Source organism: Paenibacillus taichungensis, from assembly GCF_013359905.1.
GTDB lineage: Bacteria > Bacillota > Bacilli > Paenibacillales > Paenibacillaceae > Paenibacillus > Paenibacillus taichungensis.
Map to the genome: position 1 here is coordinate 368,102 of NZ_JABMCC010000118.1, position 18,810 is coordinate 386,911.

General features: G+C 47.0%; 15 protein-coding genes and 1 other annotated feature. Of the genes, 2 read left to right on the plus strand and 13 right to left on the minus strand.

Annotated elements, in window-relative coordinates:
- Positions 1 to 149: 149 nt before the first annotated feature.
- From HP548_RS24910 to pyrR, 3 genes are all read right to left on the minus strand, one after another.
- Positions 150 to 1,454: a dihydroorotase gene (locus HP548_RS24910; protein WP_175383150.1), complete on the minus strand. Its 1,305-nt coding sequence runs from the start codon at positions 1,452 to 1,454 to the stop codon at positions 150 to 152.
- Between the two features lie 126 nt (positions 1,455 to 1,580).
- Positions 1,581 to 2,492 carry an aspartate carbamoyltransferase catalytic subunit gene (locus HP548_RS24915; RefSeq protein ID WP_094939311.1) on the minus strand — a complete coding sequence of 304 codons (912 nt, stop codon included), beginning with the start codon at positions 2,490 to 2,492 and terminating at the stop codon, positions 1,581 to 1,583.
- Positions 2,492 to 3,055 carry a bifunctional pyr operon transcriptional regulator/uracil phosphoribosyltransferase PyrR gene (gene pyrR / locus HP548_RS24920; protein WP_076288144.1) on the minus strand — a complete coding sequence of 188 codons (564 nt, stop codon included), beginning with the start codon at positions 3,053 to 3,055 and terminating at the stop codon, positions 2,492 to 2,494. Before pyrR ends, HP548_RS24915 begins: the two co-directional genes overlap by 1 nt.
- A 791-nt stretch (positions 3,056 to 3,846) precedes the next feature.
- Between pyrR and HP548_RS24925 the strand changes: the two genes are divergently transcribed.
- Complete coding sequence (locus tag HP548_RS24925; protein ID WP_175383151.1) at positions 3,847 to 6,522, plus strand: YhgE/Pip domain-containing protein; 2,676 nt, start codon at positions 3,847 to 3,849, stop codon at positions 6,520 to 6,522.
- A 154-nt stretch (positions 6,523 to 6,676) separates the two neighbouring features.
- On the opposite strand, the gene HP548_RS24930 is transcribed toward HP548_RS24925, so the two are convergent.
- The 8 genes from HP548_RS24930 to lspA all read right to left on the minus strand — a co-directional run bounded on the left by HP548_RS24930 (position 6,677) and on the right by lspA (position 13,227).
- Positions 6,677 to 7,978: a DUF6080 domain-containing protein gene (locus HP548_RS24930; RefSeq protein WP_175383152.1), complete on the minus strand. Its 1,302-nt coding sequence runs from the start codon at positions 7,976 to 7,978 to the stop codon at positions 6,677 to 6,679.
- Positions 7,979 to 8,003: 25 nt separating this feature from the next.
- Positions 8,004 to 8,306, minus strand: coding sequence for a DMT family transporter (locus tag HP548_RS24935; RefSeq protein WP_076288302.1), 303 nt, complete (start codon positions 8,304 to 8,306; stop codon positions 8,004 to 8,006).
- A 4-nt stretch (positions 8,307 to 8,310) separates the two neighbouring features.
- Positions 8,311 to 8,601 carry an EamA family transporter gene (locus tag HP548_RS24940; protein WP_090810048.1) on the minus strand — a complete coding sequence of 97 codons (291 nt, stop codon included), beginning with the start codon at positions 8,599 to 8,601 and terminating at the stop codon, positions 8,311 to 8,313.
- A 26-nt stretch (positions 8,602 to 8,627) separates the two neighbouring features.
- Positions 8,628 to 9,260, minus strand: coding sequence for an HAD-IB family hydrolase (locus HP548_RS24945; RefSeq protein ID WP_175383153.1), 633 nt, complete (start codon positions 9,258 to 9,260; stop codon positions 8,628 to 8,630).
- 32 nt (positions 9,261 to 9,292) lie between these two features.
- On the minus strand, positions 9,293 to 10,183 hold the full coding sequence (locus HP548_RS24950; RefSeq protein WP_076288301.1) for a decaprenyl-phosphate phosphoribosyltransferase: 891 nt from the start codon (positions 10,181 to 10,183) through the stop codon (positions 9,293 to 9,295).
- Between the two features lie 210 nt (positions 10,184 to 10,393).
- Positions 10,394 to 11,647, minus strand: coding sequence for an LL-diaminopimelate aminotransferase (locus HP548_RS24955; RefSeq protein ID WP_063567860.1), 1,254 nt, complete (start codon positions 11,645 to 11,647; stop codon positions 10,394 to 10,396).
- Between the two features lie 109 nt (positions 11,648 to 11,756).
- Positions 11,757 to 12,740: an RluA family pseudouridine synthase gene (locus tag HP548_RS24960; RefSeq protein ID WP_143764570.1), complete on the minus strand. Its 984-nt coding sequence runs from the start codon at positions 12,738 to 12,740 to the stop codon at positions 11,757 to 11,759.
- Positions 12,733 to 13,227, minus strand: a complete 495-nt coding sequence (gene lspA, locus HP548_RS24965; protein ID WP_024628399.1) for a signal peptidase II — start codon at positions 13,225 to 13,227, stop codon at positions 12,733 to 12,735. The genes HP548_RS24960 and lspA overlap by 8 nt, the downstream gene beginning before the upstream one ends.
- Positions 13,228 to 13,447: 220 nt before the next feature.
- Here lspA and HP548_RS24970 point away from each other — a divergent pair, with 220 nt between their 5' ends.
- Positions 13,448 to 14,185, plus strand: coding sequence for a TraR/DksA C4-type zinc finger protein (locus HP548_RS24970; RefSeq protein WP_175383154.1), 738 nt, complete (start codon positions 13,448 to 13,450; stop codon positions 14,183 to 14,185).
- A gap of 12 nt (positions 14,186 to 14,197) precedes the next feature.
- On the opposite strand, the gene HP548_RS24975 is transcribed toward HP548_RS24970, so the two are convergent.
- Together HP548_RS24975 and ileS are read right to left on the minus strand one after the other, a co-directional pair.
- Complete coding sequence (locus tag HP548_RS24975; RefSeq protein WP_175383155.1) at positions 14,198 to 14,554, minus strand: DUF5665 domain-containing protein; 357 nt, start codon at positions 14,552 to 14,554, stop codon at positions 14,198 to 14,200.
- A 229-nt stretch (positions 14,555 to 14,783) separates the two neighbouring features.
- Entirely contained in the window at positions 14,784 to 17,882 is a 3,099-nt protein-coding gene (ileS, locus tag HP548_RS24980) for an isoleucine--tRNA ligase (RefSeq protein WP_076288136.1), read from the minus strand.
- Between the two features lie 590 nt (positions 17,883 to 18,472).
- Positions 18,473 to 18,764, minus strand: a binding site (T-box leader).
- Positions 18,765 to 18,810: the final 46 nt, after the last annotated feature.

An 18,810-nucleotide genomic window follows, 5' to 3' on the forward strand; every position in this document is an offset into this window, starting at 1 on the left:
TTGACTCTCGGCATGGTCTGCCTCGAGTTAGTTGTAAAGATGTTACTGGTGTATAGGTTGTTAATTTAGAGTTATGAAGACTAGTTGTTTGATCAATTATTCAAAACCTGATGATGTAATTGATGTAGCGGTTTCAGCAAGGTGCCGTTTTACTGTTGTACCGTATTATTCCACACGCTTTTGCCGTCCACCCATGTTTGTGTGGCCCAGCCTTTCAGCTTCCAGCCTGTGAATGGTGTGTTTCTTCCTTTGGTTGCAAACGTTGCAGGATCAACCGCTTTTTCCTCGTTCAGGTCAATCATCGTGATGTCCGCAGGTGCTCCCTCTTCCAGTTTGCCAGTATCCAGCCGGAATACCCGTGCCGGATCAGCTGTCATGCGTTTCACGAGGAAGTCTAGGCTCCAAAGCCCTGTTTCCACAAACTTCGTGTACAACAGCGGGAAAGCTGTTTCGAATCCGACGATGCCGAAAGGTGCCAGCTCCATGCCTTTTGCTTTTTCTTCTTCGCTATGCGGCGCGTGATCGGTAACGATCATGTCCAGCGTTCCGTCCAGCAAACCTTCGATACAAGCTTGCACATCGCGTGGTGAGCGAAGGGGCGGGTTCATCTTCCAGTTGGCATCCATACCTGGGATATCCTCATCAGACAATACCAGATGGTGCGGACATACCTCAGCAGTTACTTTAATACCGATGGACTTCGCCAGGCGAATCAAGCGAACCGACTGCTCCGTACTTACGTGGCAGACGTGGTAGTGAACTCCCGTTGCTTCTGCAAGCAGGATATCACGGCCTACGTGGATGGCCTCGGATTCATTTGGGATACCTTTGATACCGTGACGCTTCGAAAACTCGCCTTCTGTCACATATCCGCCAACTACCAATGAGTCGTCTTCACAGTGAGCGATGACTGGCATATCCATGCTTGCTGCAAGGCTCATAGCATCTTTCATCATTTGAGCGTTTTGTACGCCCACGCCATCATCCGTGAATCCAATCGCACCCGCTTTTTTCAATGCAGCGAAATCCGTAAGCTCACGTCCAAGCTCGTTCTTCGTAATAGCTGCATAAGGCAGTACTTTTACCAGATCGGCTTCTTTGGCTTTATCCAAAACCAGCTTAACGACATCCGCGCTGTCGGTTACCGGTCTTGTGTTCGGCATACATGCAATCGTTGTAAAACCGCCTTGTGCTGCCGAAAGGGCACCCGTCTCGATCGTCTCTTTATGCTCGAATCCAGGCTCACGCAGATGCACATGCATATCAATCAAACCGGGAATGACCAGTTTGCCTGAAGCATCGGTTACGCTATGCGCTGATTGCTCTGCTTTCAGTACCGCTTCGTCTTCCACTCCAGCGATCTTTTGAATTTTTCCTTCATCTATAATGATCGTTTTCCGTTCAAGTTCCCCTTGTTGATTCAAGATGTTCGCGTTCTTTATAATCTGTAGCATAATTGCCCTCCGCTTCGGTTCTGTCCGACTTGCCAGATAAGCCGGATGATTTTCTTTATCGTGTACCCTCACATTGCTCTATAAGAACTTCCGTCCCGTCAGCCTATGACCCACAGCCAGACCCTGTTACAGTTTCATCGCACGTTCCATGACCGCCATGCGGATTGGAACACCGTTTGCCATCTGCGGGAAGATCCGCGATGCTGCGCTCTCCACTACCGCGTCATCCACCTCGACATTTCGGTTCACAGGAGCAGGGTGCATAATGATTGTGCTTGGTTTCAGGCGTGACGCCCGTTCTTCCGTCAATCCATAGTGTTCGCGATAATCCTCAGCCGAAGTAATCAAGCCATGTTTATGACGTTCCAGTTGAACTCGGAGCATCATGACTACATCCGCATCGAGAGCTTCTTCCAGACCTACATAAGGTGCGTGTTCTGCGAGCTCCGGTGCCTGCATCGTTTGCGGTGCGCAGAAGCGCACATCTGCACCAAACTTTTGCAGTGCCCACAGATTAGAGCGAGCTACACGGCTGTGTAGGATGTCTCCGATAATTGACACACGCAAACCTTTCAGCTCACCGAAAGCCTTCCGCATCGTGTAGAGATCCAGCAGCGCCTGTGTAGGATGCTCGTTATTCCCATCTCCGGCGTTCACCAGTGGAACATTCACTTTCTGAGCCAGTTGTTGCAGAACCCCCGAAGGTTTCAATCGGATCACCCCTGCGTCGATGCCCATGGACTCCAGTGTGCGTACCGTATCATAGATGGATTCACCTTTCTCCACGCTTGATGCAGCCGCCGTGAAGTTCAGTACTTGTGCACCCAGACGTTTTTCCGCCATCTCAAATGAGAAGCGAGTACGCGTGCTGTTCTCGAAGAACATGTTGGCTACGAAGTGGGATTCCAGTACAGGAACCAGTTTCTCCTTCTGCGCTTCCCAGTGTGCTGCTCTGTTCAGAATGGATTCGATCTCATCGCGACTAAGTTCCTTGAGGCCAAGCAAGCTCCGGTCCTTCAATGCTGGTTGTGTAATCATCATGCTTGTTCCCCCCGGTTCTGAATGATCTTGACTTCGTCCTGTCCGTCCGTTTCCATGAGCGCAACCACGATCTCCTCTGATTTGGAAGTTGGCACATTCTTGCCGATAAAATCAGGTCGTATCGGAAGTTCCCGGTGTCCGCGATCTGCGAGAACCGCCAGCTGAATGTTCTGTGGTCTTCCACAGTCCATCAGGGCATCCATCGCTGCGCGAATCGTCCGTCCGGTATAAAGCACATCATCGAACAAAATCACTTTTTTGTTATGAATCGAAAGTGATTCAGGTGTCATCGTCAACAGTTCCTTGCGATTCGCTTTATTCTCATCCAAGCGATCATCGCGATAAGGGGTCACATCGAGTTCTCCCCAAGGGATCGGTGTACCTTCGATTTCTTCAATCTTGGCGGCGATCCGTTCTGCGAGGTATACACCCCGTGTTCGAATTCCGATCAGTACACAGCCCTCAATGCCTTTGTTTTTCTCCAAAACCTCATGGGCAATCCGTGTTAATGCGCGGCGGATCGCGGTTTCATCCATAATGACATGTGTCTCTGTGCTCATGCGTTCAGCCTCCTCAGGATTTACCTTTCAGATCATGGCCCCGTGACGAGGAGAACAAAAAAGACTCCTTGCCGTGTTTATTGGCAAGGAGTCTCCGAACTTCAGACCGCTCTGAAGAAAGTTTACTCTCGGGATGCATCGCTTCATTTGCCGCAGCAAAAAAACGATGTATCGTTCACGTTACCTTGCCAGTCTCACGGGACTGATTTAAAGGTGCTATTCATGTCGTTCATATTGAAGGACCTCACAGGGTTCTATACTCAATATGTCCGTTTGTCTTCATGAATTATGACAGAAAGACAACCCTCTGTCAACACCTCAACATCACAGGCGAAATTCCACTACTGTATTCCCTTTAGAACTAGAATCAGCAGTTCGGCTGAAAAACATCCAAACACATCACATTTCATTCGTTATTCATAATTATACAATAATTCTGTATATTTATCCATAGGAAATTGCAGAGAACCTTACAACCAAAATAATCCTCTGACTATAATCCAAGTTGAGACAAAGCTCTCCCCCTTTGGAACATGCAATGAGTTTAGTCATAACTATTTTAAGTTCTGAAGGCATTTTCAATATGATCCATCTCTTCTAATTTTAGAGTTCAACGTCAAGAAACACGGAATACATGAAGGCTCTGCATTAGTCCCCAGTGAAATGGGTAAAGTTTATAAACATGAAACAATTCATTGATGCTTCAATAAAGCCGATATACATAAGGATTTACAAATACGCGACATAGAAATAAGATAAGACCTACATTTATTTACATTTAGGAGGAAGTTATGCGTCACATTTGGCAAGTTTACAAAACAGACTGGTTGCATATTTTGAAGGTTCCCACAGGTATTTTTCTAATTGTGGCTATTATTTTACTACCCGGGGTGTATGACTGGGTCAACGTGAAGTCCGTATGGGACCCGTACAGTAACACCCAAGGAATTAAAATTGCGGTGACAACCGAGGACAAGGGTGCAACTGTTGCAGGAACTAACGTCAATATTGGAGACGAATTGGTGTCCAGCCTGAAACAGAACGAAAAGCTGGGATGGACTTTTGTGGACCAGACTGAGGCTGATCGTGGTGTACAAACAGGAGAGTATTATGCAAGCCTGCTCATTCCTGGGGACTTTTCAACCAAAATTACAGGTATCGTTGACGGGAAGCTGGAGCGCCCAGAGGTAATCTATACCGTTAACGAGAAGGTTAATGCCATCGCTCCAAAAATCACAGGCTCTGGTGTATCTGCGATTACAACACAAATCAATGAAAATTTCACGGAAGCCGTCAGTCAGGCTGTTCTAACCAAATTGAAGGAAGCCGGAGTTGAGATCAATGCCCAGCTTCCAACTTTGCGCAAGATGGAGAATGGCATATTCACGCTTGAGAAAAATCTTCCGGATATACAAGCTGCAGGTCAAAAGGTACTGGAAGTAGAAAAAGCCATGCCTGGTATCGTAAAAGATGCTCAAAAGATCGTCGAAATCGAAAAAAAACTACCCGAAATCAATGAAGCTGCACAATATGTGCTCAAGGTACAGGAGTATTGGCCTCAAATTAATGATGCGGCATCCGAGGTGTTGGCTATTCAGGGGCGGATTCCCGATATTCAAAAAGCCGTAGAACGTATTCAAGAAGTGGATGCGAACTTTGGTCAGGTATCTGGTGTCATCCAAACGGCCCTGGATAAAACCGATAAGGCTCTCTCTATCGTAACCGCCGCAGAGCAAGATCTGGACAAAGTATCCCAAATCGCTGGTAACGGGATTGAGCTGGCCGAAGGCTTGAATCGGTTTGTGGATTCCAGTGAAGAAGCATTTCAGGCCATAGGCCCGGCAATCCGGCAAAACCTGCTGTTGGTGCAACAAATCGCAAACGCTGCGTCAGACGTATTTGGGCAATTGCAGAATACGGATCTTACTAAACTGCCGACAGCAGAAGATCTGGACCGGATCGCTGCCCGCTTGGGGATTGCGGTAAAACTCGTCGACAGTATGGCAGAACTACTGGGCAAAATCGACAACTTGCTTCCAAGCCATCCACTTGCTAATAAAATTACGCAGCTGAACACCATTTCAGATAAACTTCAGTTGCAAATCCGCCTGGCTGGGATTATCAGTGATTCTCTGCGTCGCAATACAACTCCACCCGCAGACGTCATCGCCCAGTTAAATGCTCTCTCCAAGGAGATTAGCAGCGGCATTGGGAATTTCATGAACACCTACGAGAGCGAAATATCGCCGGCTCTTGCGGCTGGTACGGATAAGCTGAGGTCTATCCTTTCCACTTCAGCAGATACACTACAGGGAGCAAGAGATCGAATTCCGGATATTGCGGACATTCTTGCATCAGCCAAAGAAGGCATTACGTTTGGGCAGACTGAATTGACAAAAATCCAGAGCGAACTGCCCCAAATACAATCTAAGATTCATGAGATATCGGAGACGCTCGCAAATAAAAGTGAAGGCTTTATCCAAGCTTTGAACACAGTGTCTTCATTAATACGAAACGATCTGCCCAAGCTGGGGACCAAGCTGAATGAAGCGGCTGATTTTGTTCGGAACGATCTGCCCAATGCTGAGAAACAGATAAGCAAGGCATCCGATTTTGTACAAAATCAGCTTCCGGAGGTCGAACAAGGAGTACATCGTGTTGCCACGCTGGTACGTGATGATCTGCCTGCATTGGAAAGTGCCATCAGCAAGGCAGCAGACAAACTTAGAGAAGTCGAAGGCAATAACCAGTTTGCCGAGCTCGCCAAGCTTTTACGCGGCGACATTGAAGAAGAAAGTGCTTTCCTAGCAAGTCCGGTGCAAATCAAGGAACAGCAGCTTTACCCGATTCCGAATTACGGATCAGCCATGTCACCATTTTATGGCGTGCTGTCCTTGTGGGTCGGCTCAACGCTGCTGATTTCCCTGCTTCGTGCCGAAGCTGAGAATCCAGAAGGCAAGTTCCGGGGGTACGAGTTGTATCTTGGACGTCTTGCCACTTTTCTGACGATTGGATTGCTTCAGGCGATCTGTGTCAGCCTGGGAGATATCTTGATCCTCGGCACCTATGTCGCAGATAAACTGTGGTTTGTCCTATTTGCCATGCTGGTGAGTGCCGTATTTGTCACCATAACGTACACCTTGCTGTCCGTTTTTGGGAATATCGGAAAAGGGATCGCGATCATCTTCATGGTGTTCCAGTTCTCAAGCTCCGGCGGGACGTTTCCGATCAGTATGACATCGCCCTTTTTCCAGGCATTGAATCCGTTCATGCCCTTCACGTATGCGATCAGCCTGCTACGTGAGTCGGTCGGCGGCATCCTGTGGTCGACTGCCATTAAGGATATTCTGTGGTTATGCATGTTTATCGCGCTGAGTCTCATCATTGCACTCGCTTTGAAACGTCCACTCAGCAGTCTCACCAAACGTTCAGCCGAGAATGCCAAGAAGACCAAAATCATTGCTTAAAAGTGTCCCTGAGACCCTCTGCGCAATGAATGCAGTGGGTCTTTTGTTTGAAACCAACATGCACATATCGAATGAATCATGCCAAACAAGACAAGGCCATTGGATCTACAGTCCAGTGGCCTTGTCTCATTATATAGATAATTAAAACCTCTGATTATTTCACTGTACGTTCCTGTTCCAACTGATCATAGGACTGCTTAATGGTTGTTAATGTTTCTACATGCCGATAGATGTTGTTGCCTGCGGTGACGAGAATACATAACATGATCAAGCCTATTAGCACTTTTTTACCTAGCCCCGGACGGAGACCGATGACGAAGCCCCCACCGAGGAGGAAAAACGCAAACAGATAGTGTCCTGCATACAGGTACATATCGTATTGAAATACCGCAAGCCCAAAACCAACAACGATATGAAGTAAAAATGCAAACAGAATGTATGGCACAAGAGTCCACACTTCCCGTTCACGTATCCCTTTAATAAACCCCGTGAGCGACAGCAGCAGAATAAAAATTCCCGTAAGCTGAACATAGATCGGATTAGAACGGGATAGATCCGTTACAAACGCGACCATGCCCGGGTCCAGCAAATGCACTTTCGGTGACAGCATCGGATTAATTGTTAGCAGGCTTAGAGCCTTCCAATGAACTGCGAACTGAAATGGAGTGGCATAGCTTGTTCCCCCATTTTGAATACCAAGCAACCAATTGCTGACCCAACTGCGACCGCCAAACGCGATGTACTGTATCCCAGTCAATACTACAATGAAGGCAACAGCCAGTGCCATAATCCCGATATACTTTTTCCAACCAGATTTGTTACGCCACGTACGTAAATTAAAAAACATGGCGGCCGCAAGCGGTACAATGTTCGTCGATGTCAGTCCAAAGTTGATGGATGCCAGCAGCGCATTCGGGATGTAACGGACATCTTTGCGTTCACGGTTGTACTGCATATACAGCACAGAGAACAGGATAACAAACTGTACGTACGGATACGAATCCGGAATCAACGCGGTAAACATCAGATAGGAGCTGAAACCGAACAGTACAGCGAAAAGTAACGGTGTGGTGATTTGTTTATCTTTTTGATTCAAAAACAAAAATACCAGCACAACCGAACCTGCATTCACAAGGGACTGCAGGACAAGAAAGAACCAATTTCCGCCCAACAGTTGAGCACCTGCTTCAAGCGCGACTGCTAGAAATGAAATTAACGGATGAATTACCGAAGAACTGTTATCTCCATAATACATGGAAGGATCGAAGTTAAATAAATTAAGTGGAAACTGCGTCGTACTAAATGGCGTGTATGAGCCAAGCAGCTCGGCATGATTCCCTATGTATGTCACGTAAGGCCCATTCATGAGAGCGTAAAAAAGAGCAAAACCCGCAAAAAGGCAAAATGCCGTCCAATTGGTCCTGCGATTATAAAATATGAAGTCCAAAAATTTCATGCGTTCACATCCAGTTTCAATTATTCTAGAAAACCAATAAACACAACCCGCCCATAATACAAGCGACACCGATCCAGCGCAAAGGACCCACTGTTTCCTTAAAGGCAAAGCGCGCTATAATGAGCGTCCACACATACGTTAATGCATTGGCAGGCAGCACAACCGTTAAGGGGAGAAATTTCAACAATACAATATTCAGCAGCGCACCTGTACCGTAAAATCCTAGCCCCATTAGAACATGCAGCTTTTTGCGGCTGGTGGCGTAGGCTTTCAAACCCGCTCCCCCCATCGCTCCACACAGGGTCATTGCAATTAATACAGCAATCATCCAGCTATCGATCAACACTGGTCAACGTCACCCCGATTCCAAGCAGCACAACAGCGGCCAGCTTCTGCACCGTAATTTCTTCTCCTAGCAAAAAGTAACCATAGATCAGCGCAAACACATAGCTGGCACACATCAAAGGATAGGCCACAGACAGCTTTTCCAAAGCAAAAGCCTTGATCATCAAAATGGCACCAAGCCCATAACATAGAAAGCCGATGCCCAGATAGATCCACTCGGTCAGCCCCCACTTCCAGAACAGTTGTCCCGTCGCTGTAAGAAAAGCGGAGACAAGCATCAACAGCTTGCCTGTGTGGCGCCCTTTTATCTCCCCCACGACAATGCCTCCATCTCTGGCACGCGCTTGTTAATAAAGTATCGCTGACTCACCAACTGCATCACTGGAAGATCGGATAAGGAGTCGGAGTAAGAGCAGGATTGCTCATAGTCAATCACCATCTTTTTCTCATCCAGATAGGCCTGAATACGGCGAACCTTCTCATCCCCTTTGCAATTGCTGCCTTCAATCCTACAAGTATATCCATTCGAGTGACGAACCAGATCGGTACCAATGACATGATCCACCCAAGGGAAATTTTTAAAATATTTCATATAGGCATGCGGAGATGCGGTCACCAGCAATACATGATAGCCTGCTTCCTTACGGTGCTGCATCTCTACACTTGCCTCTGCAAAAATGGCCGTACGCAATCGTGTATCAAAAAAATGCTCCAGATCATTTTCGGACATGCGCTCAATGCTCTTGAAATAGGAACGTTTGACACGCTCAACGGTCATCAGACCTGACTTGAACAACGCAGTATGAAATGCAATTACAGGCAATCTCCATACCTGCCATGGGTAACGCCGAACGCTGTAATGTACAAACTGAAACATGGAATCTCTGCGTATAATCGTTTTATCAATATCAAAGATGGCGACTTTCGTGCTTTTCACCCTGATCCCCCTCTAGCTTTCTGACTCTAGTTTTATTCAAAAATAGCGAAAATAGAAACAACACTGATGACATACAAAACAACGGTGATTAAGATGGGCTTGTCCTCAAATAGAACTCGATCAGGCGAACCCCCTTGGTTCTTCATATGAATCAGATACAGATAACGGAACATGCCGTATATAACCAAAGGAATCGTCCACATTAAATGAATGGTGCGATCGGATGTGAACGTAAAGAGCGAATAACTGATAATGGTCGCCGTTGTGACAATGGTATTGAACTGATCCAATAACGTAATCGAATAGTTATCCAATACTTTACGGTGTGAACCGGTATTTCCCTCAAGCAGGGTAAGTTCATTCCTCCGTTTGCCAATAGCCAGGAATAGGGACAAAAGCATCGTACAGATGAGAAACCACGGCGTAAATGGTACATGGATCAGCACACCGCCCGCAATCGCACGAAGTACAAACCCAGCCGCAATGGTCATCATATCCAAAATAACGAGATGTTTCAGTACAAATGAGTACGATACATTCAGAAGGAAATAAACAATACATAACACTCCGAATAACGGGTTCATTACGAAGGCTGTCCCGAGCGAAAAGATCAATAACAGTATTCCAAACAGCAAGGCGTGAGCCGGATTGACCTGTCCAGAAGCAAGGGGACGGAACATCTTCACCGGATGCTGACGATCTCTGTCGCGATCTACATAATCGTTTAAAATATAAACGCAGCCTGCAACCAGGCTAAATAAAATAAAACCTAGCAAAGTCGATAGAATGGTCTCCGTCCGAATTTCCTCAAAAGAAAAAAGCAGCGCGGCAAATAACAACAAATTTTTGGTCCATTGTTTCGGCCTCAATAATTTTAGCAACCCTGAAATGGTATTGCCTGTCCCTGCAGCAGGTGTAGACACGGTACTGGTACGTGATGATAACAATTTCCATAACTCCCTTCAAAAGCAACTTCTGACTTATATAAATAACGTAAAGATCTAATCATATGTTGCTTGTATAATTTTGTAAAGGGATTACAGGAAGAATTTATATTTTTTTGCATAAAAAAAGAGACCGTTTCCGGTCTCTTCTTTCTTTCCATTACATCATTATGATTATGTGAATTTAAACTAAAATTCGAATTGCACGTCGCTTAGGCGGCGTTTAATCTCAGCGATAACACGTTTCTCTTCTTCTTCCCCTTTAGCTTCAAAGGTAACGGAGAAACGAACAAAGTTACCGGCATCATCCCAAGGCACCGAAGAGATCAGTTTCTCACGTATCAGGAACTGGGAGAAGTCTTCGCCTGATTCAAAGCGGCGGCCTCCGACAATACCTTTTGGAGCTTCAACATAAAGGAAGAAGGAACCTTTAGGTTTCTCAGCCTGGAAGCCCAGCTCGTTCAGTGCAGCTACCAGCAGGTCGTGACGACGGGAATATTTCTCGGCGATTTTTTCCGTGATTTCCGGGTGGTTCAATCCATAAGCAGCAGCCTTTTGGATCGCGATGAACTGACCGGAGTCATTGTTGTCTTTTACGTCGCTGAATGCTTTAACAACAAGCGGGTTACCTGCAACAAAACCAATTCTCCAGCCTGTCATGTTATAGGACTTGGACAGGGAGTGCAATTCTACGCCCACATCCTTCGCACCAGGTACAGACAGGAAGCTGAACGGTTTTTTGCCGTCATAAGTCAATGCTGCGTATGGAGCATCATGTACAACGACTACGCTGTATTTCTTCGCCCATTCAACCACTTCCGTAAAGAACTCTACGGTAGCACTCGCTCCCGTTGGGTTATTCGGATAGTTCAGATAGAGCAACTTCGCTCGTTTCGCGATATCTTCCGGAATAGCCGACAGATCTGGCAGGAAGTTGTTCTCCTTGGTCAATTGAATGTTGAACACTTCGCCACCCAGGTATTTGGTGTGTGTACCCATAACCGGATACCCTGGCACCGTCATAATCGTTACATCACCTGGATTAATGAAGCAAGAAGGCATCATCGCCAAAGCTGGCTTGGAGCCGATGGAATGCACGATTTCAGTTGATGCATCGATACCTTCAACATTAAATACATTTTTCAGGTAAGCAGCTGCCGCTTCCTTGAATTCAGGAATACCATTATCCGCGTATCCACGGTTCTCAGGTTTGGAGGCTTGCTCCGCCAATGCAGCTACGATGCCTGCATCTGCCATCTCGTCTGGTTCACCTACGCCGAGGTCAATCAGTTCTACATTGGGAAAATCTTTTTTAGCCGAAGCTTTGGCACGTTTGATTTTCTCGAATTTATAGATGTTGGTGTCTTTACCATAGTTGGAGCCGCCAATACGGTCGGCAAAATTAGTCTGAATGTACGTTTCCTGATATTTATCGATACTCATGATTTTGTTCATCTCCTCATTTGACGCAAATTTCTACACTTTAATATGAAGCATTTGCGAGTTCAAAACCATGGACAAATTATCCGAACATTTGTACTTTCTAGAGTTGTCAGCGGCTACGCAGTGAGGCCAGAACATCTTCCATATCCTGCGGAAGCGGAGCTGTAAATTCAAGGTATTCTCCGGTCGTTGGATGTACAAAACCGAGAATCGCGGCATGCAGGGCTTGTCCCTGCATTTTGATTCCTTTGTTACGACCATACGTCGGATCTCCAACAAGCGGATGACCTATAAACTTCATGTGAACACGAATCTGGTGGGTACGCCCTGTCTCCAATTTCAGCTCCAACAACGTGTAGTCATTGATGCGCTCGGTGACGGTAAAATGCGTGACCGCATGTTTACTGTTACGCTCTGTCACGGTATACATTTTGCGATCATTGGTATCTCGACCAATCGGTGCATCAATCGTACCCTGATCATGGCTAAGATGCCCATGAACGAGTGCAATATATCGTCTATTCACACTATGTTCTTTGAGTTGAGCGGCCAGTGAGGCGTGAGCACGATCATTTTTGGCAGCCATAATTAGACCTGATGTGTCCTTATCAATCCGATGAACAATACCCGGACGCAGTTCGCCGTTAATGCCTGAGAGATCTTTACAGTGATACATCAATGCATTAACAAGTGTTCCTGACGTATGTCCTGGTGCTGGATGTACAACAAGGCCACGCTGTTTGTTGATAACGATCAAATCACTATCTTCATACACCACTTCAAGTGGAATATTTTCAGCAATAATTTCTACAGTCGTCGGTTCAGGGATCAAAAGCTCTACCAGATCGCCTTCAGATAATTTGGTATTAGCTTTGACTTTAGCCCCGTTCACCGTTACGAATCCGTCTCCGATCCACAATTGAACTTGGGAGCGCGATACGTTATCCATGGATTCTGTAATATATTTGTCAATTCGTTCTTTATTATGTTCAGCAGCAACCGTCCATTCCATACGATCATTGCCATTCAAGAGTTCATCGTCATGCGTTGATGTGTCTCCGTTAGTCTGTTCTTCATTTTGCGATTTACTCATGATGTTCATTCCCTTCGACCTTTGCGGCTGCTTTCTCGCGCCGTCCTTCAAGCAACGTTTCTACAATAATCAGTACCACACCGATACAGATCGCCGAGTCGGCTATGTTGAAAATGGGAAACGTATAGCTACCAAAATTAAGCTGGATAAAATCGACAACTTCTCCGGTCAAAGCCCGATCCAGGAAGTTACCAATAGCCCCCCCAAGCACCAAACTAAGCGCTACAGGCAGCAATTTGTGCGGAGTATCTTTTACCTTTTGCAAATACCAAACCAAAGCCACCACGACAACCAGTGTAACCACAATAAAGAACCAGCGTTGATCCTGTAAAATACCAAAAGCTGCACCTGAGTTACGATGTGATGTGATGACAAAGAAATTGCCAATCACCGGAATTTCATCTCTAAGTTCCATCCGGGTTGCAATTAGGAACTTCGTTCCCTGATCGACTAAAAATACGATAAAAGCGAGGATATAATACACCACGTTTGTTTGTCACTCCGTTCTTGTCTTTTCCAAACGATACCAGGCTTTACGCCAGACTTGTTCATTGTAGCACAGCTGTTTGGAAATCGTCCACGACGCGGTTAGCCGCAGCCTGCATGGCAAAAACGATAACATTTCCCTTCTGTAATTCTGCACGAAATGGTACATCCTACAACAGAGTTAAAATCCGGAGTTCATACGGAACAGAAAGGGGAAAATGATGTCACATTTCACTGCCAAACAACTGCAATCCTTACGTTCCCAATTGTTAACTGAAAAGCGCGATATTGAACATAGACTTGAGCAGAACGAACATTATGGTCTTGGTGACTCCATGAAGCTTCAGACAGGCGAATTATCACCGATTGACAACCATCCGGGTGATGTAGCTACCGAGATGTATGATCGCGAAAAGGATATTTCCCTGCTGGAGCATGATGAATTTCAATTGGAGCGCATCGATTCTGCCCTGCATTCCATCGAAGAAGGTCATTATGGAACTTGCGCCGTCTGTCAGCAACCTATCCCCTATGAACGCATGCAAGCTGTCCCTTACACCAAATACTGCAAAAAGCATCAACCGGAAACGGTTGTTTCCGAAAATCGCCCTGTCGAGGAAGAATTCCTCGCCCCTGCCTTTGGCCGCACAAGCCTGGATGAACGTGATGACCAGAACGGTTTTGACGGCGAAGACGCATGGCAGATTGTTGAAAGTTGGGGTACCTCCAATACTCCCGCTATGGCTGAGGGACGCGACATCGACAGTTATGACGTTATGGCGATTGAAGCCACTGACGAAGTCGAGGGATGCGTTGAGGCATATGAGAGCTTTGTTGCAACCGATATCTACGGTCATGACGTGTCCATCGTGCGCAATCGGCAATATCGACAGTATCTGGAGAACCGTGAAGGCGAAGGTCTGTTAGAACCGGATGTCGAGTCAGATGACACGTATTAAGCTACGGGTACTCTAATAAGTGTTTAATTCCAACTGTCGCTGCACAATCCGTACAATATCTGCGATGTAATCACCCACGATGGGCAGATTAAGCGCGCCTAGCACTTGTAACACGTAAATAATCGTTGCTGCAAAAAAAGTAAAACCGATGGCAATCCCCACGCCCCTTGCGGCGCCAGACAACAGATTAAGTCCGATCAGCTTCCACGGCCGGTTCAGTAATTCCGTATACTGTGCGATTCGTGAACGTTCAAGTTCATTCGCGAGCCGGTTAGTGAGCTTGTGAAGTTCTTCAATCTTGTCCTCCGCATTTTTGGGTTGCGTCGTGGATTCTGAATTAGATGGCGATTGGGTATCCTGTTCGTTCATAATTTACTCAGTTCCTTTGATGTATATAGAATGTCTGCACAATAGAAATCATTGCCCATTTGCTGAAAAACCAAACGAGCCAGGACACAGGATTGATCTCCTGCATCTGAGGCTCGTTGGCATGTCTGTCTCTATATACTGTCCTATTTGAAATAGAGTTACTCTGTCCCCGTTAAAGTCTGACAGAGCAATCCTTTCTTCAGGAACGCCTTACGTGAGAATTACAGTATTACCCCTCGATATAAACACCGATGGCTTTGCCTCCAGCTTCAATGCGCTGCATTGAATCATTCGTTCCGAAGGTAACTTCGGTAACGAGCACATTTTCACGCAGCACATGATCAAAAGCCTTAATCGCTTCTTGTAAAGCAGAGTCTACATCCAGCGTCAAACGTACTCTTTTCTCAATCGGCAGATCCAGCTTCTTCCGTGTGTCTTGAACTGCACGAATGACTTCACGGACCCAACCTTCCTGTTCGAGTTCTGCTGTAATCTCCGTATTGAGAGCTACCGTCAGACCATAGCCGGATGCCGAGGCAAAACCGGATTTGGCTTGTTTCTCCACCAGCAGTTCTTCACCCGTCACTTGCAGCTCTTCGCCTTCTGGAGAAACAACGTTCAGAAGATTTTCTGTCACCACTTTACGCGTCTCATCTGCTGACATTCCCTTGAAGAAATTCTGCAAGAACCCTACGTTTTTACCGTATTTTTTACCCGCTACTTTCAGGTTCAGCTTCAAAGTGAAATCAACGAAATCCGCATCATCATGCTCAGTACGAATAGTCTTGACATTGATCTCATCCTTGATGATCTCTTCATAACTTGCCAGATCGAAGCCTTTATCCAGAGAAACAATCAGTTCGGACAACGGTTGACGTGTCTTGATTCCTGTTTCGTTACGGACATTACGGGCAAGTTCCACGATTCGGCGTGCTGTCTCCATATCCTGCTCCAGATTCAAGTCAATCAGCGTTTCATTGGCAACCGGATAATCATCCATGTGCACACTCTCACCGGTAGTCAGGTTCAGATAGATATCTTCTGCAAGCATTGGTGTGAATGGAGCCACGAGCTTGGCAGTAGTCACCAGCACCTCGGTAAGTGTACGGTAAGCGTCCAGTTTGTCTTCTGTCAATCCACTACCCCAGAAACGGTCACGTGAACGACGGATGTACCAGTTACTGAGTTCATCTACAAACGCTTCAATGGCTTTGGAAGAGTTCAGATAGTCGTTAACAGACAGCGCTTTTTCTACAACGAGAATCAGGCTATTCAGTCTTGACAAAATCCAGCGGTCCAGATTGTGTGAAGACAACTTGAATGGATGCTCCTGTGGATCAAATCCATCAATCGTAGCATACAGCGTCAGGAATGCATGGGTGTTGACCAACGTATCCACCATTTTGGATTTCGCTTCGCCCACGATGCCTTTGGAGAAACGTTTGCTGTTCCATGGTGCGCTGTCAGACAGTAATGCCCAGCGGAATGCGTCTGTACCGTATTCTTCGATAACTTCCCAAGGATCGATAACGTTACCTTTGGATTTGGACATCTTCTGTCCGTTCTCATCGAGAACGTGGCCTGTTGCCATAACTGCTTTGTAAGGCGCTTTGCCTGTCAAAAGTGTAGATACAGCCAGCAAGCTGTAGAACCAGCCACGCGTCTGGTCAATTCCTTCGCAGATCATGTCTGCCGGATATTGCTGTTCGAATATTTCTTTATTTTCAAATGGATAGTGCTGCTGGGCAAACGGCATGGAGCCGCTGTCGAACCAGACATCGATCACTTCCGGTGTGCGTTTCATTTCATATTTGCCACAAGAGCTCATGACTTTGACGTCATCTACATACGGCTTATGCAGCTCCAGATTCTCAGGCACGTCGCCAATTGCACGAGCACGCAGTTCAGCGATGCTATGCGGAGCGAATTGTTCACCTGTCTCTTCGCACACCCAGATGTTCAATGGCGTTCCCCAATAGCGGTCACGGCTGATATTCCAGTCTACGAGATCTTCAAGGAACTTCCCGAAACGCCCGTCACGAACGTGGCCCGGGTACCAGTCTACTTCACTGTTATTGGCGATCAACTGATCCTTGATTGCTGTTGTTTGGATAAACCAGCTGTCCATTGCATAGTACAGAAGTGGTGTATCACAACGCCAGCAGAACGGATAGCTGTGCTCATATTTTTCTTTGCTGAACAAACGTCCTTTTTCAGACAGGTATCTTACGATATCAATATCGCAATCCTTAACAAAACGTCCGGCAAAATCAGTTACCTGTGGCACAAACTTGCCTTCCAGGTCCACCATGTTCACAAAACTGATGCCATTCTCACGACATACACGATAGTCATCTTCACCATGTGCTGGTGCCATGTGTACAATCCCTGTACCACTTGCATCGGTTACAAAGCCTGCACCCAGGATGATGTTTGCTTTCTCAGCCTGCACGTAGTTGAACGGAGGATCATACGTTTTGCCAACCAGGTCAGAACCTTTCAAGGCACCGATGATTTCATATTCACCTTTGGCATCCTTCATAACTTTCTCAACAAGATTAGTCGCCATGATGTACACTTCGTTGTCCTGACGAACACGGGAGTAGTCCATATCCGGGTTCACGGCAAGTGCAACGTGTGAAGGCAATGTCCAAGGCGTTGTTGTCCAGGCAAGCACGAATTCGCCGCTGTCATTCAGCTTGAATTTGGCTGTAGCACTGAGGTCTTTCACGTCTTTGTAACCTTGCGCTACCTCATGGGAGCTAAGTGTAGTCTGACAAGACGGACAGTAAGGACTCACACGGTGACCGCGATACAGCAGGCCTTTTTCATGAATCGTCGCCAGAATGTTCCACACACTTTCGATGTAATTGTTGTCAAGTGTGATATACGGATTATTCATGTCTGTCCAGTAACCAATACCTTCGGTCAGATCGCGCCATTGTTGTTCGTATTCAAACACGCTCGCTTTACATTCGTTAATGAATTTCTCCACGCCATAATCTTCGATTTCCCACTTGTGGGAGATGCCCAACTTTTTCTGAACACCCAGTTCTACAGGCAGACCATGTGTGTCCCAGCCTGCTTTACGAACGACGCGGTAACCCTTCATCGTGTTATAACGTCCCACGAAATCCTTGATGACCCGTCCCAGTACGTGACCGATATGCGGTTTACCGTTGGCTGTAGGCGGTCCCTCGTAAAATACGAAGTTCGGCTTACCTTCGCGGTTTTCGATGGATCTTTTGAATGTATTCTCGGTTTTCCATTTGTTTAACACGCGTAGTTCTCTGGCGCGTGCTTTCTCTTTGACGTCAACTCGTTGCATGATAATCTTCCTTTCAAGTATGGATTGTGGACCGTCCACAAAAAGCGTTTCAATCCCCCTAAATCCCCCTTACCAAGGGGGACCCCATAGGCGCTCCGCCCTCTGGACACCCGGAATGGGTTGTCTTTGGCGGGAGCTACGGTGGCGTTGGCGAGGGTGTCTATGTTGGAGTCGGCCCTCATGCGGCTGTCCCCTTCGGGAACGCCGCAGGGCCTTACCGCGAGAAGGAGTTGCCGGACGCTTCGCTCCTCCGGCGGTGGGCTCTCTCCTTGAGGTCCTTCGGGCCTCATGGGCGTTCGCCTTGGCGAAACCCCGGTGCCGGGCGCTTCGCTCCCCCGGCGGTGGCTCTCTCCTTGAGGCACCTTCGGGCCTTATGGGGCGTTCGCCTTGGCGAAACCCCGGTGCCGGACGCTTCGCTCCTCCGGCGGTGGGCTCTCTCCTTGAGGCACCTTCGGGCCTCATGGGCGTTTGCCTTGGCGAAACCCTGCTGCCGGACGCTCTGCTCCTCCGGCGAGTGGCTCTCTCCTTGAGGCATCTTCGGGCCTCATGTACGTTCGCCTTTTTTTGGACACAAAAAAACCTCATCCCTGGAAAGGGACGAGGTTATGCTCGCGTTACCACCCTAATTCTGTTCATCACAAACCACATCCAATATAAATTGGGTATGCTCTGTCATCAACAGCGCTTATGCCCCGCTTAACTACAGCAGGGTGCCAATGTAACGTTCGGCTCACGGTTTCGCTTACACACGGCCAATCCTTCACCGCTTCAGCGTCACTTCTCCGGGGAGATATTCGGCTATAACTCATCCATTGGCTTGCACCAGACGCCAACTCTCTGAGGGATGAGATCATAACGTACTGAACCCGTCATGGAATCACTATTCATTATGAATATAGTTATAGCCTCTTTACAGGCAAAAGTCAAC

What these genes read in the sequence shown, in the direction of transcription:
- HP548_RS24925 (WP_175383151.1), top strand. Translation starts at nt 3,847, where the DNA reads ATGCGTCACATTTGGCAAGTTTACAAAACAGACTGGTTGCATATTTTG.
- ileS (WP_076288136.1), bottom strand. Translation starts at nt 17,882, where the DNA reads ATGCAACGAGTTGACGTCAAAGAGAAAGCACGCGCCAGAGAACTACGC.
- HP548_RS24960 (WP_143764570.1), bottom strand. Translation starts at nt 12,740, where the DNA reads ATGAGTAAATCGCAAAATGAAGAACAGACTAACGGAGACACATCAACG.
- HP548_RS24910 (WP_175383150.1), bottom strand. Translation starts at nt 1,454, where the DNA reads ATGCTACAGATTATAAAGAACGCGAACATCTTGAATCAACAAGGGGAA.
- HP548_RS24970 (WP_175383154.1), top strand. Translation starts at nt 13,448, where the DNA reads ATGTCACATTTCACTGCCAAACAACTGCAATCCTTACGTTCCCAATTG.
- HP548_RS24915 (WP_094939311.1), bottom strand. Translation starts at nt 2,492, where the DNA reads ATGATTACACAACCAGCATTGAAGGACCGGAGCTTGCTTGGCCTCAAG.
- HP548_RS24940 (WP_090810048.1), bottom strand. Translation starts at nt 8,601, where the DNA reads ATGCTTGTCTCCGCTTTTCTTACAGCGACGGGACAACTGTTCTGGAAG.
- HP548_RS24930 (WP_175383152.1), bottom strand. Translation starts at nt 7,978, where the DNA reads ATGAAATTTTTGGACTTCATATTTTATAATCGCAGGACCAATTGGACG.
- HP548_RS24955 (WP_063567860.1), bottom strand. Translation starts at nt 11,647, where the DNA reads ATGAGTATCGATAAATATCAGGAAACGTACATTCAGACTAATTTTGCC.
- HP548_RS24935 (WP_076288302.1), bottom strand. Translation starts at nt 8,306, where the DNA reads ATGATTGCTGTATTAATTGCAATGACCCTGTGTGGAGCGATGGGGGGA.
- pyrR (WP_076288144.1), bottom strand. Translation starts at nt 3,055, where the DNA reads ATGAGCACAGAGACACATGTCATTATGGATGAAACCGCGATCCGCCGC.
- HP548_RS24975 (WP_175383155.1), bottom strand. Translation starts at nt 14,554, where the DNA reads ATGAACGAACAGGATACCCAATCGCCATCTAATTCAGAATCCACGACG.